This is a genomic window from Citrobacter farmeri, assembly GCF_019048065.1.
Lineage (GTDB): Bacteria > Pseudomonadota > Gammaproteobacteria > Enterobacterales > Enterobacteriaceae > Citrobacter_A > Citrobacter_A farmeri.
This window is the reverse complement of the sequence record NZ_CP077291.1, coordinates 117,262-140,115: the sequence shown is the minus strand read 5'-3', so window position 1 is coordinate 140,115 and position 22,854 is coordinate 117,262. Positions and strand designations below refer to the sequence as shown.

Genomic DNA, 22,854 nt, shown 5'->3' with positions numbered 1-22,854 from the left:
TAAAAAGCTCACCGCTCCGGAATTAAAAAAACGGGGTCACATTTTGAAGCTTTATTTGATAATGAAGGAATGACGATGGATTTCTTTACTTTATTTACTCCCGATGGCGTGATGCTAGATAACCAGGTTGTCTATACTGTCATTGCATTAATGTTTCTTTATACCTTTGTGGGGATATGTGCAGGTTTTGGTGGCGGATTAACTACCATGCCGCTCATCACTCTGATGCTGCCGGTTAAAATGGCGACTCCGCTTTCCGTTATTGTCGGTACGGCGACGGCCATTTATGCCACCTGGCTATCACGTAAAGAGACCGACTGGCGTTCGGCGGCGGTACTGATCGGTTTCTCATTTCTTGGGATCCCGGTTGGCCTGTACGCGCTGTCTTACCTGCCCGATCACATCATGAAAATTGGACTGGGTGGGTTTCTGATCCTCTACTCATTCTACAGCATGTTTATTCCTCGCCTGCCCGTTTATGACCGGCGCTGGATTGCTGCGCCGTTGGGTGCTGTCGCGGGTGCGCTGGGGGCCGCCTTCTCCACAAATGGACCGCCGGTTGTGATGTACGGCATGTTACGTAATTTAGGCCCGGCTGCTTTTCGGGGTACGTTGAATGCGTTCTTTACGGCGAATAATATTGCCGTGGTTGGCGGTCTGGCAACCAGTGGAATATTGACAATCTCAACGTTTAAACTGGTCATTTTCTGTATTCCTACCATGATCCTCGGTTCACTGGTGGGACAGTATGTGCATAAACGTATTTCAGTAAAAGTATTCCGTACTCTGGTATTTTTATTGTTGATCGCTTCAGGTGCCATGCTAATTAAAGGGGCAATGGGTATTTCCGCGCTCACTGCCCTCCTGCCACCTTTTGTCCTGCTGGCGGTATTACATTTATTGCTGGGTAAAAAAATAGCGGAGATCCGCAAAGCGGATGCCGAAAAATAATACGAGTTATCTTTTTACGCGCTACCTGACGGTCGCGCGTAACGATGTAAAGAGAATGAAAAATAGCAAACCATAATCCATTACTGTGCTCGCGTTCCCAAATTCATGGAGTGTTTTATATGAGTACGCAAACCCTACATTTATCCTTTGTCCAGGTCGAAAAAATTATTGATGGTTTTGCATTACGTTATCGGCAGCGTGTGATCTTACGCCACAGCGCAGAAACCCCCTGTTTGTGGGTCGGTGCTGGCGTCGCTGATATCGACATGTTTCGCGGTAACTTCAGTATTAAAGATAAGCTTAACGAGAAAATTGCGCTGACCGATGCCACGGTCAGCGAATCAGCCGACGGCTGGCGGATACGCTTTAGCCGTGGTGATACCGTCAATGCGACGCTGCTTATTTCTGTCGATGAGGCAGGTCGTCTGCAGTTGGATCTGCACAATGACGATCGCAACCATAACCGCATCTGGCTACGGCTGGCGGCTAACCCGGACGACCATATCTACGGCTGCGGCGAACAGTTTTCTTATTTCGATTTGCGCGGCAAACCGTTCCCACTGTGGACCAGTGAGCAAGGGGTGGGCCGTAACAAAACCAGCTATGTCACCTGGCAGGCCGACTGCAAAGAGAATGCTGGCGGCGACTACTACTGGACCTTCTTCCCACAGCCCACGTTTGTCAGTACGCAGAAGTACTACTGCCACGTTGATAATAGCTGCTACATGAATTTTGACTTCAGCGCGCCGGATTATCACGAACTGGCGTTGTGGGAGGATAAAACCACCCTGCGTTTTGAATGCGCCGACAGCTATATCGCGCTGCTGGAAAAACTGACCGCGCTGCTGGGTCGCCAGCCAGAACTGCCGGACTGGATTTATGATGGCGTCACGCTGGGCATTCAGGGCGGCACTGAGGTCTGCCAGAAGAAGCTGGATACGATGCGTCGTGCGGGCGTGAAGGTAAACGGCATCTGGGCGCAGGACTGGTCCGGGATCCGCATGACCTCATTTGGCAAGCGCGTGATGTGGAACTGGAAGTGGAACAGCGACAACTACCCACAACTGGACAGCCGTATCAAACAGTGGAATGCCGAAGGCGTGCAATTCCTTTCGTATATCAATCCGTATGTCGCCAGCGATAAAGAGCTGTGCGCTGAAGCGGCAAAGCACGGCTATCTGGCAAAGAATGCGGCAGGTGAGGATTACCTCGTTGAATTTGGTGAGTTTTACGGCGGTGTGGTCGATTTAACCAACCCGGCGGCCTATGACTGGTTCAAAGACGTCATCAAGAAAAACATGATCGAACTCGGCTGCGGCGGCTGGATGGCGGACTTTGGCGAGTACCTGCCGACCGACACGGTTCTGCATAACGGCGTCAGCGCTGAGATCATGCATAACGCCTGGCCTGCACTGTGGGCAAAATGTAACTACGAGGCGCTCGAGGAAACCGGCAAGCTTGGCGAAATCCTGTTCTTCATGCGTGCGGGTTATACCGGCAGTCAGAAGTACTCCACCATGATGTGGGCTGGCGATCAGAACGTGGACTGGAGTCTGGATGATGGTCTTGCTTCCGTCGTCCCCGCTGCGCTCTCGCTGGCCATGACCGGCCACGGCCTGCACCACAGCGACATCGGGGGTTACACCACGCTGTTTGAGATGAAACGCAGCAAAGAGCTATTGCTGCGCTGGTGTGATTTCAGCGCCTTCACGCCGATGATGCGTACCCATGAAGGTAACCGTCCCGGTGATAACTGGCAGTTTGACGGCGATGACGAAACCCTCGCCCATTTCGCCAGAATGACGACCATCTTCACCACCCTGAAGCCGTATCTCAAACAAGCCGTCGCGCAAAACGCCGCAACCGGCCTGCCAGTTATGCGTCCGCTGTTCCTGCATTACGAAGACGATGCGCACACCTACACCCTGAAATACCAGTACCTGCTGGGACAGGATCTGCTGGTCGCTCCGGTACATGAGCAGGGTCGCAACGACTGGACGCTATATCTGCCGGAGGACAACTGGGTGAACCTCTGGACGGGTGAAACCCACCGGGGAGGCGAGGTAACCGTGGACGCGCCGCTGGGTAAGCCTCCGGTCTTTTATCGCGCGAAAAGTGAGTGGGCGTCGCTGTTTGCTTCTTTACGCCACATCTAATAAGGCTTGCCCGTGAGGAAGACTCACGGGCAAATGAGGGATGATCATGAGTCAAAACATAACCAATCCGGCAACCCTACGCTTGCCTTTTAAGGAAAAACTCGCCTACGGGATAGGTGATTTAGGCTCCAATATCCTTCTGGATATCGGTACTCTCTATTTACTTAAGTTTTATACCGATGTCCTCGGTTTGCCGGGCACATATGGTGGCATCATTTTCCTTATCGCCAAGTTTTTTACCGCGTTTACCGATATGGGAACCGGTATTATGCTCGATTCACGGCGTAAAATTGGTCCAAAAGGTAAATTCCGCCCTTTCGTGATGTACGCTGCGTTTCCGGTGACCCTGCTGGCTATCGCTAACTTTGTCGGTACACCGTTTGAAATCACCGGTAAAACGGTCATGGCGACCGTTCTGTTCATGCTCTACGGGCTGTTCTTCAGCATGATGAACTGCTCCTACGGTGCAATGGTCCCTGCCATTACCAAAAACCCGGACGAACGCGCCTCGCTTGCCGCCTGGCGACAGGGTGGCGCGACGCTTGGCCTGTTGCTATGCACCGTCGGTTTTGTGCCAGTGATGAACCTGATCGAAGGCAACTCGCAGCTGGGTTATATCTTCGCCGCGACGCTGTTCTCTCTGTTCGGGCTGTTTTTCATGTGGTGGTGCTACGCCGGGGTAAAAGAGCGCTATGTCGACGTCAAACCCGCCGACGCGGCACAGAAACCCGGACTATTGCAATCATTTCGCGCCATCGCCGGTAACCGCCCGCTGTTCATTCTGTGTATTGCCAACCTCTGTACGCTCGGCGCGTTCAACGTCAAGCTGGCGATCCAGGTCTATTACACCCAGTACGTGCTGAACGATCCGATTTTGCTGTCATGGATGGGGTTTTTCAGCATGGGATGTATTTTCATCGGCGTCTTTTTAATGCCGGGGATGGTCCGCCGCTTTGGCAAGAAAAAGGTCTATATCGGCGGCCTGCTGATCTGGGTCGCAGGGGATCTGCTCAACTACTTCTTCGGCGGAGGGTCGGTCAGCTTTGTCGCCTTCTCCTGCCTGGCGTTCTTCGGCTCTGCGTTTGTAAACAGCCTGAACTGGGCGCTGGTCTCCGATACGGTGGAATACGGCGAATGGCGTACCGGCGTACGTTCTGAAGGGACGGTCTACACCGGCTTCACCTTCTTCCGTAAAGTCTCGCAAGCGCTGGCGGGTTTCTTCCCGGGATGGATGCTGACCCAAATCGGCTATGTACCTAACGTGGTGCAATCGGCAGGAACGGTCGAGGGCCTGCGACAGCTGATCTTTATTTATCCCTGTGCGCTGGCAGTCGTGACCATCATTGCAATGGGTTGTTTCTACAATCTTAACGAAAAGATGTACATCCGTATCGTTGAAGAGATTGAAGCCCGTAAACGCGCCATTGCAGAGTGAAAATGAATGGCAACTTGCGAGACTTCACGAGGATTGATTATGTCTGACCATGATCCACTAACCCTGAAACTGAGTTTGCGAGAAAAACTGGCCTACGGCGTGGGTGATATTGGCTCCAATCTCATGCTGAGCGTCGGCACATTATATCTGCTGAAATTTTATACTGATGAATTGGGAATGCCCGCCTGGTACGGTGGAATTATCTTTCTGGTGGCAAAATTCTTCACCGCATTCACCGACATGCTCACCGGATTCCTGCTTGATTCACGCAGAAATATTGGACCAATGGGAAAATTCCGCCCCTTTATCCTGTATGCGGCAATCCCTTCAGCGATCATTGCGACGGTACAATTTATTACCACGACATTTAGTCTGCCAATCAAAACAGCACTCGCGACGGGTTTGTTTATGTTATTTGGCCTGTTCTATAGTCTGATGAACTGCTCCTATGGCGCGATGATCCCGGCGATGACTAAAAACTCAAACGAGCGAGCGCAACTCGCTGCTTTTCGGCAGGGAGGCGCGACCATAGGTTTATTAGTTTGCACGGTGGCATTTATTCCTCTGCAAGCGCTCTTTTCCTCTTCAGCCTTCGGTTATGTTTGTGCCGCCTTCATTTTTTCTGCCTGCGGATTCGGGTTCATGATGCTGTGCTTTAAAGGCGTTAAGGAACATTACCGGGAAACGGTTTCAACAGAACATAAGATGGGTATCTTTAAATCATTCTTCGCCATTTTTCATAATCCGCCACTGCTCGTGCTCTGTATCGCGAACTTATGCACGCTGGCCGCATTTAATATCAAATTAGCCATTCAGGTTTATTACACACAATATGTTCTGAACGATCCGCATCTATTGTCATGGATGGGATTCTTCAGCATGGGATGTGTGTTGATTGGCGTCATTCTTGTCCCCTGGACGGTTAAATGCTTCGGTAAAAAGCAGGTGTACTTAGCAGGCATGATGTTATGGGCGCTTGGCGATATCTTGAATTATTTCTGGGGTGACAGTTCCTTCACCTTTATCATCTTCTCCTGTATTGCCTTCTTCGGCACCGCTTTTGTCAACAGCCTGAACTGGGCACTGGTGCCGGATACCGTGGACTACGGCGAATGGAAAACGGGGATTCGTGCGGAAGGTTCCGTCTACACGGGATATACCTTTTCGCGAAAAATTTCCGCTGCGCTGGCGGGATTCCTGCCCGGAATTATGTTGACCCAGATTGGCTATGTGCCAAATATCGCACAAAGCGATGCCACCTTACTGGGATTACGCCAGTTAATATTTCTCTGGCCCTGTGGTCTGGCGATGATTGCCGCATTGACCATGGGTTTCTTTTATAAACTCAATGAAGCGCGTTTCGCCTTTATTATCGAGGAAATTAATCAACGAAAAAAGAATAACAATATCCCTGGTGTAACTAATAACAATAAAAACATCGCTACTGTAAATCTATAAATAAATCTTGCCGCTATATCCGTCCTGATGGATGGCGGCTTCCCTACGCTTAAAAAATGGATTTATGATGAAAACGTTAAACTCAATCATTCTGTTATCTTCAGTGATATCAACCTCTGTTTTTGCCGGTGCTTATGTCGAAAACCGGGAAGCCTATAATCTGGCCTCTGACCAGCAAGAGATCATGTTACGCGTCGGCTATAACTTCGATATGGGGGCTGGCCTTATGCTCACTAACACTTATACGCTCCAGCGCGAAGACGAGTTAAAGCACGGCTATAACGAGATCGAGGGGTGGTACCCGTTATTCAAACCCACGGATAAATTAACGATCCAACCCGGCGGGTTGATTACCGACAAGAGCATAGGTTCCAGCGGCGCGGTCTATCTGGACGTCAATTACAAGTTTACTCCGTGGTTTAACCTGACCGTGCGTAACCGCTACAACCATAATAATTACAGCTCGGTTGATTTAAACGGGGAGCGGGATAATAACGATACCTATGAGATCGGCAACTATTGGAACTTTATTATTACCGATAAGTTCTCGTATACCTTTGAACCCCACTATTTTATGCGGGTGAATGATTTTAATAGCAGCAATGGCAAGGATCATCACTGGGAAATTACCAATACCTTCCGTTATCGGATCAACCAGAACTGGTTACCCTACTTCGAACTGCGCTGGCTGGACCGTAACGTGGAACCCTATCACCGCGAACAAAACCAGATTCGCGTTGGGGTGAAATATTTCTTCTGATTACATTGAAGTAAAAAAAAGCCGCTGATATCAGCGGCTTTTTCATCACAAGATTATGAATTAATCTTCTTTCGGACCACGGTTCGCGCGGCGGCGATCGTTTTCCGTCAGGTGACGTTTACGAATACGGATAGACTGCGGAGTCACTTCTACCAGTTCGTCGTCATCGATGAACTCCAGCGCTTGCTCCAGGGTCATCTTAACCGGCGGAACCAGAACCGTTGCTTCGTCAGTACCGGAAGCACGCATGTTGGTCAGCTTCTTACCGGTCAGGCAGTTTACGGTCAGGTCGTTGGAACGGCTGTGAATACCGATGATCTGGCCTTCGTACACTTCGGCACCGTGACCCAGGAACAGCTTACCGCGGTCCTGCAGGCTGAACAGTGCAAACGCAACCGCTTTACCCTGACCGTTAGAGATCAGTACACCGTTCTGACGCTGACCCACTTCACCCGGACGTACGTCGTCGTAATGGCTGAAGGTGGAGTACAGCAGACCCGTACCGGAGGTCATGGTCATGAATTCTGAACGGAAGCCGATCAGACCACGGCTTGGGATCACGTAGTCGAGACGTACGCGGCCTTTGCCATCTGGATTCATGTTTTTCAGGTCGCCTTTACGTTCGCCCAGTGCCTGCATGACAGAACCCTGGTGCTGCTCTTCAACGTCCAGCGTAACGTTTTCGAACGGCTCTTGTTTACGGCCGTCGATTTCGCGGAAGATAACTTTCGGACGGGAAACCGCCATTTCGAAACCTTCACGACGCATGTTTTCGATCAGAACTGACAGGTGCAGCTCACCGCGACCGGATACACGGAACGCGTCCGCATCTTCCGTTTCTTCAACACGCAGCGCAACGTTATGCACCAGCTCTTTATTCAGGCGATCAAGGATCTGACGAGAGGTAACGTATTTACCTTCTTTACCACAGAACGGAGAGGTGTTGACGTTGAAGAACATGGTAACGGTCGGTTCATCAACAGACAGCGCCGGCAGGGCTTCCACATTCTGCGGATCGCAGATGGTGTCAGAGATGTTCAGTTCGCCCAGACCAGTGATCGCGATGATGTCGCCCGCTTCAGCCAGATCGCTGTCGATACGCTCCAGACCCAGGTGAGTCAGCACTTTACCGACTTTACCGTTACGGGTTTTGCCTTCGCTATCCACGATAGTGATCTGCTGGTTCGGCTTCACTTTACCGCGTTTGATGCGACCGATACCGATAACGCCAACGTAGTTGTTGTAGTCCAGCTGAGAGATCTGCATCTGGAACGGACCATCAAGGTCAACGTCCGGCGCAGGTACGTGGTCGACAATCGCCTGATACAGCGGGGTCATGTCTTCCGCCATATCTTCGTGATCCAGACCGGCAATACCGTTCAGCGCGGAAGCGTAGATGATCGGGAAGTCCAGCTGTTCGTCGGTCGCGTCGAGGTTCACAAACAGGTCAAATACCTGATCGACAACCCAGTCCGGACGCGCGCCAGGACGGTCTACTTTGTTGATGACCACGATGGGCTTCAGGCCATGCGCAAAGGCTTTTTTGGTTACGAAGCGCGTCTGCGGCATCGGGCCGTCAAATGCGTCAACCACCAGCAGCACAGAGTCAACCATGGACATGACACGCTCAACTTCACCACCGAAGTCTGCGTGCCCAGGGGTATCAACGATGTTGATACGGTAATCATTCCATTTGATAGCGGTGTTTTTCGCGAGGATGGTAATCCCACGCTCTTTCTCCAAATCGTTGGAGTCCATCACACGCTCTTGAGTTTCGGCACGAGAGTCGAACGTACCGGATTGCTGCAGCAGCTTATCAACCAGGGTAGTTTTACCATGGTCAACGTGCGCGATGATGGCGATGTTACGCAAATTTTCGATCACAACTTTGCCTCAGGCATTAGAAATAGCGCGTTATTGTACACGGATTAATCGCACTACAAAACAGGATCACAAACATCCTCCGCAAACAAGTATTGCAGAGTTTCTTTGTGATCGCTTTCACGGAGCGTTAAAAGGGTTATACACGGTTCATTGCACCAATATGGTGCTCAATGTTCACATTAAAGCACTATACTGGTGCAACATACACAACATGGTGCAACCCTTTTGCACGATGGTGCGCATGATAACGCCTTTTAGGGGCAATTTAAAAGTTGGCACAGATTTCGCTTTATCTTTTTTACGGCGACACGGCCAATGATTAAAGAATTGAACACCTCGTTACCACGACGACTATGACCAATCTGGAGAGTTAAGTATGTCCGCTGAACACGTTTTGACGATGCTGAATGAGCACGAAGTGAAGTTTGTTGATTTGCGCTTCACTGATACCAAAGGTAAAGAACAGCACGTCACAATTCCTGCTCATCAGGTAAATGCCGAATTCTTTGAAGAAGGCAAAATGTTTGACGGCTCTTCGATTGGTGGCTGGAAAGGCATCAACGAATCCGACATGGTGCTGATGCCGGATGCCTCTACCGCAGTTATCGACCCGTTCTTCGCTGATTCTACGCTGATCATCCGTTGTGATATCCTGGAACCCGGCACTCTGCAGGGCTATGACCGCGACCCGCGTTCTATCGCCAAGCGTGCTGAAGAGTATCTGCGCTCCACCGGTATCGCGGATACCGTTCTGTTTGGGCCAGAACCAGAATTTTTCCTGTTTGACGACATCCGTTTCGGCGCGTCAATCTCCGGTTCTCACGTGGCTATCGATGACATCGAAGGCGCGTGGAACTCCTCCACTCAGTACGAAGGTGGTAACAAAGGTCACCGTCCGGCAGTGAAAGGCGGCTACTTCCCGGTTCCGCCAGTAGACTCCGCTCAGGACATCCGTTCTGAAATGTGTCTGGTAATGGAGCAGATGGGCCTGGTTGTTGAAGCCCACCACCATGAAGTGGCAACCGCAGGTCAGAACGAAGTGGCGACTCGCTTCAACACCATGACCAAAAAAGCGGACGAAATTCAGATCTACAAATATGTGGTGCACAACGTCGCTCATCGCTTCGGTAAAACCGCGACCTTCATGCCAAAACCGATGTTCGGCGATAACGGTTCCGGCATGCACTGCCACATGTCTCTGTCCAAAAACGGCACCAACCTGTTCTCTGGTGACAAATATGCTGGTCTGTCTGAACAGGCGCTGTACTACATTGGCGGCGTGATCAAACACGCTAAAGCGATTAACGCCCTGGCGAACCCGACCACCAACTCATACAAGCGTCTGGTCCCAGGTTACGAAGCTCCGGTCATGCTGGCTTATTCTGCCCGTAACCGTTCTGCTTCTATCCGTATTCCGGTGGTGGCTTCTCCGAAAGCACGTCGTATCGAAGTCCGCTTCCCGGATCCGGCAGCGAACCCGTACCTGTGCTTTGCAGCCCTGCTGATGGCTGGTCTTGACGGTATTAAGAACAAAATCCACCCGGGCGAAGCGATGGACAAAAACCTGTACGACCTGCCGCCGGAAGAAGCAAAAGAGATCCCACAGGTTGCAGGCTCTCTGGAAGAAGCACTGAACGAGCTGAATCTGGACCGCGAGTTCCTGAAAGCAGGTGGCGTGTTCACTGATGAAGCCATCGATGCTTACATCGCGCTGCGTATTGAAGAAAACGACCGCGTACGCATGACGCCGCACCCGGTAGAGTTTGAGCTGTACTACAGCGTTTAATGATAATTAGTTGTAATTCCCGTAGATTTCTTATTGCAGCAAGGCGGCAATCGATGGAATCCCGATGAGCTTAGTCCACTAAGTGATTCGGGTGACTGAGAGCAGCCAACACCGCTGCGGTAAGAAAGATACGGAGAATTTTAGTTGCCGTGGAAACTTTTAGCCCATCACACGATGGGCTTTTTTCACCGTCAACAACCTGATCCTTCGCGCTTTTTCTACATAAAAAGCTATAATGCACTAAATTGGTGCACACTATTCAGGAGACTGCTATATGGCAACAGGCACGCTGCCCGATGCTGGGCAGATCCTCAATTCTTTAATCAACAGCATCTTACTGGTCGACGATGAGCTGGCGGTGCATTACGCCAACCCGGCCGCGCAGCAGTTACTCGCCCAAAGCTCCCGCAAACTGTTTGGTACACCGCTTCCTGAACTCCTGAGCTATTTTTCTTTGAATATCGAGCTGATGCGCGAAAGCTTAGAGGCGGGGCAAGGTTTTACCGACAATGAAGTCACGCTGGTGATTGACGGGCGTTCACACATTCTGTCTCTCACCGCGCAGCGTTTGCCGGACGGTCAGATCCTGCTTGAAATGGCACCGATGGATAACCAACGCCGTCTGAGCCAGGAGCAGCTACAGCACGCTCAGCAGGTCGCCGCACGCGATCTGGTACGTGGACTGGCGCACGAGATTAAAAACCCGCTCGGTGGCTTACGCGGCGCAGCACAGCTATTAAGCAAAGCCCTGCCCGATCCGGCGCTGCTGGAATACACCAAAGTCATTATTGAACAGGCTGATCGACTGCGTAATCTGGTCGACAGGTTATTAGGCCCGCAGATGCCAGGAACGCATGTCACGGAAAGCATTCATAAGGTGGCAGAGCGCGTGGTAGCACTGGTTTCTATGGAGTTACCGACCAACGTCACGTTGGTCCGTGATTACGATCCCAGCTTGCCGGAACTGCCGCACGACCCGGAACAAATCGAGCAGGTGTTGTTGAACATTGTCCGCAATGCGTTACAGGCGCTGGGGCCCGACGGCGGAGAGATTGTGCTGCGTACCCGCACCGCTTTCCAGCTCACGCTGCACGGCGAGCGCTATCGCCTGGCGGCGCGTATTGACGTTGAAGACAACGGGCCGGGGATCCCTTCCCACTTACAGGATACGCTGTTTTATCCCATGGTCAGCGGCCGCGAAGGCGGCACCGGGTTAGGATTATCTATCGCCCGCAATTTGATCGATCAGCATTCCGGCAAAATTGAATTTACCAGTTGGCCAGGTCATACCGAGTTCTCGGTTTATCTGCCGATTCGGAAATAGAGGTGCTTATGCAACGAGGGATAGTCTGGGTAGTCGATGACGATAGTTCCATCCGTTGGGTGCTTGAACGTGCTCTCGCCGGAGCAGGTCTGAGTTGTACGACCTTTGAAAACGGTAACGATGTGTTGGGCGCGCTGGCAAGCAAAACGCCGGACGTACTGTTGTCCGATATTCGGATGCCGGGAATGGACGGGCTGGCGCTATTAAAACAAATTAAACAGCGTCATCCGATGCTTCCGGTCATCATCATGACCGCGCATTCCGACCTGGATGCCGCCGTCAGCGCCTATCAACAAGGGGCGTTTGATTATCTGCCGAAACCCTTTGATATCGATGAAGCGGTGGCGCTGGTTGAGCGCGCCATCAGCCATTATCAGGAACAGCAGCAGCCGCGCAATATTCAACTCAACGGCCCGACAACCGACATCATCGGTGAAGCGCCGGCCATGCAGGATGTGTTTCGTATTATCGGGCGGCTCTCTCGTTCCTCCATCAGCGTGTTAATCAACGGGGAATCCGGGACGGGTAAAGAACTGGTTGCGCATGCCCTGCATCGCCACAGTCCACGCGCCAAAGCGCCGTTTATCGCACTGAACATGGCTGCGATACCCAAAGATTTGATCGAGTCCGAGCTGTTTGGTCATGAAAAAGGGGCTTTTACCGGGGCAAATACCATTCGTCAGGGACGCTTCGAACAGGCCGATGGCGGCACACTCTTTCTTGATGAGATAGGTGACATGCCGCTGGATGTGCAAACACGCCTGTTGCGCGTGCTGGCTGACGGTCAGTTTTACCGCGTTGGCGGGTATGCGCCGGTGAAGGTGGACGTGCGAATTATCGCGGCAACCCACCAGAACCTCGAGTTACGCGTCCAGGAAGGAAAATTTCGTGAGGATCTGTTCCACCGTCTGAACGTCATCCGCGTACACCTGCCGCCACTGCGCGAGCGTCGGGAGGATATTCCGCGCCTGGCCCGCCATTTCCTGCAAGTTGCGGCTCGCGAACTGGGCGTAGAAGCCAAGTTATTGCACCCGGAAACTGAAGCCGCACTGACGCGTCTGGCGTGGCCTGGCAACGTTCGCCAACTGGAAAACACCTGTCGCTGGTTAACCGTGATGGCCGCCGGACAAGAGGTGTTGATTCAGGATCTCCCTGCTGAACTGTTCGAAGCCACCGCGCCGGAAAGCCCGTCTCATCTCCAGCCTGACAGTTGGGCCACGCTGTTGGCGCAGTGGGCGGATCGGGCACTGCGTTCCGGTCATCAAAACCTGTTGTCAGAGGCACAGCCTGAAATGGAACGCACGTTGCTGACAACCGCGCTACGTCATACACAGGGCCATAAACAGGAAGCGGCACGCTTGCTCGGATGGGGGCGTAATACCCTGACGCGTAAGTTAAAAGAGCTGGGAATGGAGTAACGTCACACGCTTGTGTAAAGATTAATAATTGAGCGCAAATTGCCGTTATTTTGCGCTTTACTGTTCCGATGAGTTCAGTATGATCGTGCCCGGCAAACGGGGGATTTACTATGCTGGAATCGATTATAAATCTGCTATCAAGCGGAGCGGTCGACAGCCATACGCCACAAACTGCGGTCGCCGCAGTACTGTGCGCCGCGCTGGTTGGGCTGTTCAGCTAATACTGTGCCGGATGGCGCTAATGCTTAATGGCTCTACAAGTTGTAGGCCGGATAAGCGAAGCGCCATCCGGCAACAGATTAAATCACTCGCGAAAACTGCTGCATCCGCGCTTTCTGGCGCAGATAAGCATCAAAGCACATACAAATATTGCGAATCAGCAGGCGGCCTTTCGGCGTGACCTGAATGCCCTTCTCTGTCACATCCACCAGCCCGTCTTTCGCCAACGGCGACAACAGCTTCAGGTCTTCGGCAAAGTAATCCGCGAAGTTAAGATCCCACTGCTGTTCAACCACCGCATAGTCGAGGCGGAAGTTGCAGATCAGCGACTTGATAACATCACGACGAATACAGTCATCGCGGGTGAGCGCAATGCCGCGCCACAAGGCATTCCCCTGTTCATCCACCTGCTGATAGTAGAGTTTCAACTCTTTCTGGTTCTGCGCGTAGCAATCGCCAATCATACTGATGGCAGAAACGCCCATCCCCAACAGATCGGTGTCCCCCTGGGTGGTGTACCCCTGGAAATTACGATGGAGTACACCTTCGCGCTGGGCAATCGCCAGCTCGTCATCCGGGCGAGCAAAGTGATCCATGCCGATAAACTGATAACCGGTCTCTGTCAGCAAGGTGATGGTTTCCTGCAAAATATCCAGCTTCTGCTGTGCGCTGGGCAGATCGGCATCTTTAATTTTGCGCTGTGCGGCAAACAGCGTCGGCAAATGCGCATAGTTAAACACGCTCAGACGGTCGGGGCTTAATTCCGCCACCCGCTTCAGAGTAAATGCGAAACTTTCCGGTGTCTGTTTGGGTAAACCGTAGATCAGATCGATATTGGTCGAAGTAAAACCAATGTCACGCGCATGATTGAGCAGCGCAAAGATAAACGCTTCATCCTGCTCACGGTTAACCAGTCGCTGGACCTCTTTATTGAAGTCCTGCACACCCATGCTGAGACGATTAAAGCCTTCTGCGCGTAAATGATCGAGCACATCCAGTTCAATCTCACGGGGATCGACTTCGATCGAAATCTCCGCATCCGCATTGAAGTGGAAATTATTTCGCAGCAACGTCATCAGGCGGCTGATTTGCGCTTTATTCAGGTAGGTTGGCGTACCGCCGCCCCAGTGCAGTTGGCTAACCTGGCGCCCGTCAAACAGCGGCGCACGATGAAGGATTTCCTGTTCCAGGGCATCCAGATACTGATCGGCCTTATGCTGCTGGCGGGTCACAATCTTATTGCAGCCACAGAAGTAGCAGAGCTTGTGGCAAAACGGGATATGGACGTAAAGCGAGAGTGGACGCTCAGGATAGCGCGCTACGGCTTGTAAAAATGCCGGTTCACCAAACGCATCTGAAAATTCCAGTGCGGTCGGGTACGAGGTATAGCGTGGCCCGGAATAGTTATATTTCTGGATCAGGGCCAAATCCCAGTCTATTTGTTGTTCAGACATGCTCACTCCTTCCGATGGCGTCTCTGGCGGGTACGGCGTACCGGCCTCACTCCATTTCGAGTGCTAAGCCGGCTGCGCAGCCACTTCTGTCGCCGCGACAACCGCTGTAGTTTAACGAATAACCACACCAGATAACATATAACCGGAAGGGTTATAAGCAGGACGGGCAGGCCCACGGTGTAAACCGTTAGTTACCGCCCCGCAGCAGGCGCATCATATCTTCCTGCTTCTCATCATCTTCTTCTTCTTCGTCGTCATCGTAGGAGAGGCCCAGCTTCTGCATCAGTTCATCGATGCGATCCAGTTTGGCATCCACCCAGGACTGGTCTTCCGCGCTCAGGGTTTCGCCTGCTTCCAGACGTTCTAACAGCGCATCCAGGCGCTCATCCGTTTCCAGTAAATCCAACTCAGCCTGCGGTGAAAGCATAGGTTTCTCACTCTTCGGTTTGTGCTGTTTGGTGACCTTTTCGGTCACGCCTAATGGAATAGGGGTTTTACTGCCGATGCGCGGATCTTTCTGTTGATTCTTGTTTTTGCCGCCTGACGCTGCATCGCCACCGGCCGCACGGCTACCCGCCGCGTGTCCACGGTGTTTTTTCTGACGCTTGCGGTCACGAGCTTCCTGGTTCAGCTCTTCACGGGTTTTACGGCGAGCCTTCGCAGGGCCTTTGCCGCGTGGTGTAGAAGTGGATTTCATAGTGATTCGTCTTTGGCTGTTTTATTCAGTATATAATTGCGCCGGAATCTAGCAGAAATAAAGAAAAAAGGCGACAGATTGCTCTGTCGCCTTTTCACCTTACTCACAACCCTGAACGGGTCCTACATTCCCTGTCGGCTGTCAACACACCCTGTTTTTCCTTCAGCCTGGAACATTCCGTGTCTTTTCCGTTTCCGTATACTAACGTCTCCGAACGCCTGTCATCCTGACAATCCTGTGTCTTCGCCTCCTGGCGCTCCTGACCCTCATCCTGAGTCGTCTTCCTGTACAGCTATCCTCGCTATGAGGGCTACTCTACTCTTTTGAAGTAAAGTAACAAGTCACTGGCCGCTCAGTTCTGGCATTTTCAGAATATTACATGCTTTTAATACCATGATTTAGTTGATTTATTTAATTATTTGCCCTGCAATTACTCTTAAATTTCGTATAAGAACGATCGGCAATGTCTTACAACGAGCAAGGTTTTTACTCACAACAACCTCATGTCGAAAAATCCGTCTTTTGCTCCTGTTCAGGTATAATCGCGACAAAGCTTTGACTGACGGAGACGACCGCTTTGATTAACCTGAATTATCAACAGACGCACTTTGTAATGAGCGCGCCTGATATTCGCCATTTACCTTCCGATACTGGAATCGAAGTGGCATTTGCTGGCCGTTCCAACGCAGGTAAGTCCAGCGCGCTGAACACGCTGACCAATCAGAAGAGCCTGGCGCGGACCTCAAAAACGCCTGGCCGTACTCAACTTATTAACCTGTTTGAAGTGGTAGACGGCAAACGACTTGTTGACCTACCCGGTTATGGTTACGCCGAAGTGCCGGAAGAGATGAAGCGCAAGTGGCAACGCGCACTGGGTGAGTATCTGGAAAAACGCCAGAGCTTGCAGGGACTGGTAGTGTTGATGGATATTCGTCACCCGCTTAAAGATCTCGACCAGCAGATGGTCCAGTGGGCCGTTGAGAGCAACATCCAGGTGCTGGTGCTGCTGACGAAAGCCGACAAACTGGCGAGTGGCGCGCGTAAGGCCCAGTTGAATATGGTCCGTGAAGCGGTGTTAGCTTTTAACGGCGATGTCCAGGTTGAGACCTTTTCATCGCTGAAAAAGCAAGGTGTGGATAAATTACGGCAGAAACTGGACAGCTGGTTTAACGAACTGGCACCGGTTGAAGAGAACCAGAGCGGGGAGTAATTCTGCGCGACACCGGATAACGACGCGGTGCGTCTTATCCGGTCTGGCACGCCGGCCATATTTTTCTTTCGCCCATAAAAAACGCCCCAGTCAGAAACTGACTGGGGCGGCTAAAATATTCAGCCAAATCCGATTACGTGAAGTAAAAGGTCTGAAAGATAGAACATCTTACCTCTGTACCCTACGCGAATAACTTTACTCTTTTTTGAGCAGCTCAGAAAGCACTTTTTGTAATTTTTTTTCATTCTTTACATAGGTAATTCCAATGTCCATCACAAAACGAGCGTGCTTATGTTGCTTAATTACGAAAAAAGCGCGTTATCCAGCGACCACTTAGTGCGCCTGATCCCAGTTCTCACCACTCCCGACTTCCACTAACAGCGGCACATCAATGCGCGTGCAGTTTTCCATCAACTGATGGATCTTTTTCGCTGCCGCGTCCAGGTCGTCTTTGTGTACTTCAAACACCAGTTCATCGTGCACCTGCATAATCATACGCACGCGTGGTTTTTCCGTTTCCAGCCAGCCATCAACCGCGATCATCGCCCGCTTGATGATATCGGCTGCAGTTCCCTGCATTGGGGCGTTAATCGCCGCACGCTCAGCGCCGGCACGACGCGCGCCGTTGCTGGATTTGATATCCGGAAGATAGAGGCGGCGGCCTTCCAGTGTTTCAACATAACCCTGCTCTTTCGCCTGCGCACGCGTACGTTCCATATACTCCAGAACGCCCGGATAGCGTTCGAAATAGAGGTCCATATACTTCTGCGCTTCTTTGCGCGGAATGTTTAACTGGCGCGCCAGTCCGAATGCGCTCATGCCGTAGATCAGGCCAAAGTTGATCGCCTTCGCGCTGCGACGCTGCTCACTGGTCACGGTCTCCAGCGCCAGACCAAATACTTCTGCGGCGGTGGCGCGGTGAATATCTTTCCCTTCGGCAAACGCCGTCAGCAGGCCTTTGTCGCGTGACAAGTGCGCCATAATTCGCAGCTCAATCTGCGAATAGTCCGCAGAAACAATCAGGTAATCCTTCGGCGGGATAAATGCCTGACGGATACGACGTCCTTCCTCGTTACGTACCGGTATGTTTTGCAGGTTTGGGTCGGTTGATGACAGGCGGCCCGTCGCGGTCACGGCCTGATGATATGACGTATGCACACGCCCGGTTTTCGGGTTAATCATCAGCGGCAGTTTATCAGTGTAGGTCGATTTCAGCTTCGCCAGGCCACGATACTCAAGAATCACTTTAGGTAATGGGTAATCCAGCGCCAACTCTTCCAGCACCTCTTCAGACGTCGATGGCGCGCCGCCCGGCGTTTTCTTCAGTGGCTTAATGCCCTGCTTTTCGAACAGGATCGTCTGCAACTGCTTGGTTGAAGAGAGGTTAAACACTTCTCCTGCGATATCATGAGCCTTCTGTTCCAGCTCCGCCAGACGCAGGGTGATCTCCTCGGAGTGCTTATGCAGTACCGCAGGGTCGATCTTCACACCGTTACGCTCTACACGAGATAACACCGGAACCAGCGGCATTTCGATGTTTTCAAAGACATTCAACGGTCCTTTGTGCTGCTGCAATTCTGGCCACATTTTCAAATGCAGTTGCAAGGTAACATCGGCATCTTCTGCCGCGTAACGCCCGGCCTCTTCCAGCGCAATCTGATTAAAGGTCAGTTGGTTCTTCCCTTTACCCGCAATTTCTTCGAAGGTGATGGTTTTGTGCTTCAGCCAGCGATCGGACAGGCTGTCCATATCGTGGCGTCCGGCAACACTATTCAGAATGTACGATTCGAGCATGGTATCAAAAGCAATACCCCGCAATTCAATGCCATAATTCGCCAGAATGCCGCGATCGTACTTCAGGTTTTGTCCGACCTTACGCGCGTTTTCATCTTCCAGCAGCGGTTTGAGCATCGCCAGCGCGCGGTCACGGGAGATTTGATCCGGTGCATCCAGATAGTCATGCGCCACGGGTACATAAGCCGCTACGCCCGGTTCAATGGCGAATGAAAGCCCTACCAGATTGGCTGAGATGTTATCCAGACTGTCGGTTTCGGTATCGAAGGCAAACACCGGCGCTTTTTTCAGCTTCGCAATCCACGTTTCCAGCGTCGATTCATCGAGAATGGTCACGTAGTTATCGTAGGAAAGCACGGCTGCGGCTTCTTCCACGGTTTCATCAACGACGATCGTCTCCTGCGGTTTTGCTGCCGGTTTCGCCCCTTTCGCCTGTAGCCACTTGCCAGCTTCAACATCAGCGGTCCAGCGTTTGAACTCATACTTTTTAAACAGCCCGACCAGTTCGTCAGCCTGTGGCTGTTGCACTTCCAACTGTTCGCAGGTCAGTTCCAGCTCAACGTCTGTTTTGATCGTCGCCAGTTTATAGGAGAGATAGGCAACCTCTTTATTTTGCTCAAGTTTGCCCGCCATGGTTTTCGCACCACGGAACGTCAACCCGGCAATTTTATCTGACTCAGCGTAAAGCGTATCCAGACTCCCCAGTCCCTGTAACAGTGCCTGAGCGGTCTTTTCCCCAACGCCTGGCACACCGGGAATGTTATCGGAGGAATCGCCCATTAGCGCCAGAAAGTCGATGATCAGTTCGGGTGGCACGCCATATTTTGTCACTACCTCATCCGGACCAAGAATGGTATTGGTCATGGTATTGATGAGTGTGATGTTTGGAGTGACCAACTGGGCCATATCTTTATCACCGGTACTAATCAGCACCGGCCGTCCCATTTTTTCTGCTTCACGCGCCAGGGTGCCGATTACATCGTCCGCTTCCACACCGGATACGGCCAGAAGCGGCAGCCCCATCGCTTTCACCATCGCATGCAGCGGTTCGATCTGCGCCCGCAGATCGTCCGGCATTGGTGGGCGATGTGATTTGTAATGCTCGAATAATTCGTCACGGAAAGTTTTACCCTTGGCATCAAATACCACTGCGGCATGTGTTGGCTGATACTGGAGGATCAGACTGCGCAGCATATTGAGGACACCGTACATCGCGCCTGTCGGTTCACCTGCGCTATTGGTCAGCGGCGGAAACGCATGGTATGCGCGATAGAGATAAGAAGAGCCATCTACAAGGATAAGTGGGTTTTCTGGGATCTGAACCATAATGTCCGTGCCTGTTTATCAGATTATGGATAAAGGATGCCACAGACGGGACGAAAACATGAGTTTTTCACCGCATTTGTCGTAATTCTTTTGTAGATCTTCTGGATCGCTCGCAAAGCCGCCTGTGGATAACTTTGTGTATAATTAATATTCATCGTATTAATTTCAAAGCAATGCTTTCGTTATCATTTATTATATTGTTAAATTTCAATTACTTATAAAAATAATAACATAAACCCTTTATATTTTCATTGAATTACGGAATGTGGATAGATATTGCCTATTTTTCTCTGTCGCGAAGAACCGTCATTTGAGTCATTTTCTGATAAAATCAGCCCCCTTGCGCGACTTTAGCGTACTGTTGATGGCTAATCCTTTGAATAATTTAATCATGATGAGACTGCTCGCTGCAGTCACTCTATTGCTGAGCATCACATCGACCATTGTGGTCACCATTTTGTGCTCTGTACCCATCATTCTTGCCGGCCTGGTAAAGCTCCTGCTACCCGTTCCTTTCGTCTGGCGCAAGGTATCCCTGTTTTGTAATTTCATGATGTACTGCTGGTGTGAAGGCCTTGCCCTGCTGCTGCATTTCAACCCATGGCTGAAATGGGATGTACAAGGTCTGGAAGGGCTAAGCAAGAAAAACTGGTATCTGCTGGTGTGTAATCACCACAGTTGGGCGGATATCGTGGTGCTGTGTGTACTCTTCCGTAAACACATTCCCATGAATAAGTATTTCCTCAAACAACAACTGGCCTGGGTGCCCTTTATCGGTCTCGCCTGCTGGGCGCTGGATATGCCGTTTATGAAACGTTACTCGCGAGCCTATCTCCTGCGCCATCCAGAACGTCGGGGTAAGGATGTTGAGACCACCCGCCGGTCCTGTGAAAAATTTCGCGCACATCCCACCACAATCGTCAATTTCGTCGAAGGCTCTCGCTTTACCGAAGAGAAACGTCAGCAGACTCGCTCGCCATATAAACATCTGTTGCCGCCAAAAGCCGCAGGCATCGCAATGGCGCTGAACGTGTTAGGTTCGCAATTCGATAAATTACTTAACGTTACGCTGTGCTATCCAGAAAATGACCGCACGCCATTCTTCCATATGCTAAGCGGGAAACTGACGCGCATTGTGGTTCGCGTGGATATGCAACCCATTAAGGAAGAACTCCACGGCGACTACGTTAACGATAAAGGATTTAAGCGTCGTTTCCAGCTGTGGCTGAACACGCTGTGGAACGAAAAAGATGCGCTAATAGAAGAGATTAAAGCAACAAACAAAAACGCCGGTCAGTGACCGGCGTTGCTTTTATTTCTTACCGACAAGGTATTTCACCGTGTCCGCATATTGCTGAACAAAGATATCCATGCTGCTGGTATCCATGCCCTGCGGATTCACCTGATATTTGCCATTAACAAACATTGCCGGAACGCCCTGCAACTGCAGATCGGCAGCGGCTTTCTCCTGCTGCGCAACCAGTGATTTCACGACAAAGCTGTTCCACGCGGCATCGTAATCTTCGCCTTTAATGCCAGCATCCACGAATACTTTACGAATATCCGCAACGCTCTGCACCGTCTGGGTTTTCTGTACGCCTTCAAACATCGGCACTGTCACTTTATCTTCTACGCCCAGTGCCATCGCGACGGCCCACGCCTGCGTCAGATCCTTGCCCAACGGCCCCAGGAACTCAACGTGGTATTTGGTCATTTTGACGCCTTCAGGAAGTTTTTTCTTCACGTTCTCAGAAACATGAAGGACTTCTTCAAACTGGTAGCAATGTGGGCAATAGAATGAGAAAAACTCCAGCACCTGCGGTTCACCGGCAACGGGCTTTTCCAGGGTGGTATACTGCTTACCATCCTCGAATTGCGCAGCCGATGCGCTAAAAGCTAAAACCATACCAGCCAGCGCCAGCCAAATCTTTTTCATGATTACGTCTCCGATTAATACATAGGTGTTAATTGTAATGGGGGTTCTTGCAGAACTTTTGCCTGCTCGATAAATGTCGCGGTCTGTCGTTGCCAGTAATCTTCCCCGGTTAACCACGGGAAGTTTTTAGGAAACGCAGGATCGTCCCAACGACGCATCAGCCAGGCAAGATAATAAACCAAACGCATAGCACGTAAAGGTTCAATCAGTTCAATTTCGGAAGTTTCGAACTCATTAACTTCTTCATAAGCTTCAATAATCGTCTCAAGCTGCATACGCTGCTCAGCTTTATCACCATTAAGAAGCATCCACAGATCCTGAATGGCAGGACCGTTGCGGGAATCATCTAAATCGACGAACAGCGGCCCCTCGCGCCAGAGGATATTTCCGGCGTGACAATCACCATGTAGACGCAGGCTGTCAAAATTCGTATGCCACCGCTCAGTGACGGCGACAATTAGCGCATCCGTCGCCTTCAGGAAGGCGGCCTTTTGTGCCGACGGAATGAGTTGAGCATGCTCGAAGAGTTTACGCGGCTCAACGAGGTATTCGTCCAGCCCAATGGTCGGTCGCCAGGTAAATGGCTGCTTACGACCGGTCTGATGCAGACGCCCCAGATAACGGCCCACCGCTTCCATTTGATCGATATTGTCCGCTTCGAATTGCCGACCGCCTACGCTTGGGAAAATCGCGTAGTGGAAGCCTTGATGCGATAACAGCGTCTGACCATTAAAAGCCAGCGGCGCGGCAACCGGGACGTCATCTTCGAGCAGTTCAATCGCAAACTGGTGCTCTTCCAGGATCTGGTCAACCGACCAGCGCTCAGGGCGATAAAATTTGACGACAAAACGCAGGCGATCTTCATCCTGAAACTGGTAAACACGGTTTTCGTAGCTGTTAAGCGGGGTAAGACCAGAATCCACCCGGATCCCCTGCTCAAACAGCGCATCCATGATGGTATCCGGGTGTAATGTCTGGAAATTGAAAGCGTTGTTGTTCATCCCATCATCCGGAAAATACGTCGAATGATTCAGGATATCATTTCA

The 22,854-nt window shown here is 51.3% G+C and carries 18 protein-coding genes and 1 pseudogene; 11 read left to right on the top strand and 8 right to left on the bottom strand.

Features of this window, described 5'->3' with window-relative positions:
* Positions 1 to 75: 75 nt before the first annotated feature.
* From I6L53_RS00665 to ompL, 5 genes are all read left to right on the top strand, one after another.
* On the top strand, positions 76 to 951 hold the full coding sequence (locus I6L53_RS00665) for a sulfite exporter TauE/SafE family protein (RefSeq protein ID WP_042325436.1): 876 nt from the start codon (positions 76 to 78) through the stop codon (positions 949 to 951).
* Positions 952 to 1,070: 119 nt separating this feature from the next.
* The gene (locus I6L53_RS00660) at positions 1,071 to 3,107 is read left to right on the top strand and encodes an alpha-glucosidase (RefSeq protein WP_042325435.1); all 2,037 of its coding nucleotides are present in this window, start codon (positions 1,071 to 1,073) and stop codon (positions 3,105 to 3,107) included.
* Positions 3,108 to 3,153: 46 nt separating this feature from the next.
* Positions 3,154 to 4,542 (top strand): MFS transporter, encoded by a 1,389-nt coding sequence (locus tag I6L53_RS00655; protein ID WP_042325433.1) that lies wholly within the window; start codon positions 3,154 to 3,156, stop codon positions 4,540 to 4,542.
* A 39-nt stretch (positions 4,543 to 4,581) separates the two neighbouring features.
* A complete protein-coding gene (locus I6L53_RS00650) occupies positions 4,582 to 6,000 on the top strand; it encodes an MFS transporter (protein WP_042325431.1) in 1,419 nt (472 codons plus the stop codon).
* 67 nt (positions 6,001 to 6,067) lie between these two features.
* Positions 6,068 to 6,760: a porin OmpL gene (ompL, locus tag I6L53_RS00645; RefSeq protein ID WP_042325429.1), complete on the top strand. Its 693-nt coding sequence runs from the start codon at positions 6,068 to 6,070 to the stop codon at positions 6,758 to 6,760.
* A 60-nt stretch (positions 6,761 to 6,820) separates the two neighbouring features.
* On the opposite strand, the gene typA is transcribed toward ompL, so the two are convergent.
* Entirely contained in the window at positions 6,821 to 8,644 is a 1,824-nt protein-coding gene (gene typA, locus I6L53_RS00640; protein ID WP_042325427.1) for a ribosome-dependent GTPase TypA, read from the bottom strand.
* A 376-nt stretch (positions 8,645 to 9,020) separates the two neighbouring features.
* Here typA and glnA point away from each other — a divergent pair, with 376 nt between their 5' ends.
* The 4 genes from glnA to I6L53_RS00620 all read left to right on the top strand — a co-directional run bounded on the left by glnA (position 9,021) and on the right by I6L53_RS00620 (position 13,393).
* Positions 9,021 to 10,430 (top strand): glutamate--ammonia ligase, encoded by a 1,410-nt coding sequence (glnA, locus tag I6L53_RS00635; protein ID WP_042325425.1) that lies wholly within the window; start codon positions 9,021 to 9,023, stop codon positions 10,428 to 10,430.
* A gap of 274 nt (positions 10,431 to 10,704) precedes the next feature.
* Positions 10,705 to 11,754 carry a nitrogen regulation protein NR(II) gene (gene glnL / locus I6L53_RS00630; protein WP_042325423.1) on the top strand — a complete coding sequence of 350 codons (1,050 nt, stop codon included), beginning with the start codon at positions 10,705 to 10,707 and terminating at the stop codon, positions 11,752 to 11,754.
* Positions 11,755 to 11,762: 8 nt separating this feature from the next.
* Positions 11,763 to 13,172 (top strand): nitrogen regulation protein NR(I), encoded by a 1,410-nt coding sequence (gene glnG, locus I6L53_RS00625; protein ID WP_042325420.1) that lies wholly within the window; start codon positions 11,763 to 11,765, stop codon positions 13,170 to 13,172.
* A gap of 110 nt (positions 13,173 to 13,282) precedes the next feature.
* Positions 13,283 to 13,393 carry a YshB family small membrane protein gene (locus I6L53_RS00620; protein ID WP_090050632.1) on the top strand — a complete coding sequence of 37 codons (111 nt, stop codon included), beginning with the start codon at positions 13,283 to 13,285 and terminating at the stop codon, positions 13,391 to 13,393.
* A gap of 78 nt (positions 13,394 to 13,471) precedes the next feature.
* Here I6L53_RS00620 and hemN read toward each other — a convergent pair whose 3' ends face one another.
* From hemN to I6L53_RS23710, 3 genes and pseudogenes are all read right to left on the bottom strand, one after another.
* On the bottom strand, positions 13,472 to 14,845 hold the full coding sequence (gene hemN / locus I6L53_RS00615) for an oxygen-independent coproporphyrinogen III oxidase (RefSeq protein WP_042325418.1): 1,374 nt from the start codon (positions 14,843 to 14,845) through the stop codon (positions 13,472 to 13,474).
* Between the two features lie 187 nt (positions 14,846 to 15,032).
* Positions 15,033 to 15,542: a Der GTPase-activating protein YihI gene (yihI, locus tag I6L53_RS00610; protein WP_042325417.1), complete on the bottom strand. Its 510-nt coding sequence runs from the start codon at positions 15,540 to 15,542 to the stop codon at positions 15,033 to 15,035.
* 103 nt (positions 15,543 to 15,645) lie between these two features.
* Positions 15,646 to 15,847: pseudogene (locus I6L53_RS23710) on the bottom strand (hypothetical protein).
* Between the two features lie 272 nt (positions 15,848 to 16,119).
* Here I6L53_RS23710 and yihA point away from each other — a divergent pair.
* Positions 16,120 to 16,752 carry a ribosome biogenesis GTP-binding protein YihA/YsxC gene (yihA, locus tag I6L53_RS00605; RefSeq protein ID WP_042325414.1) on the top strand — a complete coding sequence of 211 codons (633 nt, stop codon included), beginning with the start codon at positions 16,120 to 16,122 and terminating at the stop codon, positions 16,750 to 16,752.
* A gap of 119 nt (positions 16,753 to 16,871) precedes the next feature.
* Here yihA and spfP read toward each other — a convergent pair whose 3' ends face one another.
* Together spfP and polA are read right to left on the bottom strand one after the other, a co-directional pair.
* Complete coding sequence (spfP, locus tag I6L53_RS23890; protein WP_071892919.1) at positions 16,872 to 16,919, bottom strand: small protein SpfP; 48 nt, start codon at positions 16,917 to 16,919, stop codon at positions 16,872 to 16,874.
* Between the two features lie 166 nt (positions 16,920 to 17,085).
* Positions 17,086 to 19,872: a DNA polymerase I gene (gene polA, locus I6L53_RS00600; protein WP_042325412.1), complete on the bottom strand. Its 2,787-nt coding sequence runs from the start codon at positions 19,870 to 19,872 to the stop codon at positions 17,086 to 17,088.
* 364 nt (positions 19,873 to 20,236) lie between these two features.
* Here polA and I6L53_RS00595 point away from each other — a divergent pair, with 364 nt between their 5' ends.
* Positions 20,237 to 21,172: an acyltransferase gene (locus tag I6L53_RS00595; RefSeq protein WP_042325667.1), complete on the top strand. Its 936-nt coding sequence runs from the start codon at positions 20,237 to 20,239 to the stop codon at positions 21,170 to 21,172.
* Between the two features lie 12 nt (positions 21,173 to 21,184).
* Here I6L53_RS00595 and dsbA read toward each other — a convergent pair whose 3' ends face one another.
* Both dsbA and I6L53_RS00585 read right to left on the bottom strand, forming a co-directional pair.
* The gene (dsbA, locus tag I6L53_RS00590; protein WP_042325410.1) at positions 21,185 to 21,808 is read right to left on the bottom strand and encodes a thiol:disulfide interchange protein DsbA; all 624 of its coding nucleotides are present in this window, start codon (positions 21,806 to 21,808) and stop codon (positions 21,185 to 21,187) included.
* 14 nt (positions 21,809 to 21,822) lie between these two features.
* Positions 21,823 to 22,809, bottom strand: a complete 987-nt coding sequence (locus I6L53_RS00585; protein ID WP_042325408.1) for a serine/threonine protein kinase — start codon at positions 22,807 to 22,809, stop codon at positions 21,823 to 21,825.
* Positions 22,810 to 22,854 lie beyond the last annotated feature (45 nt).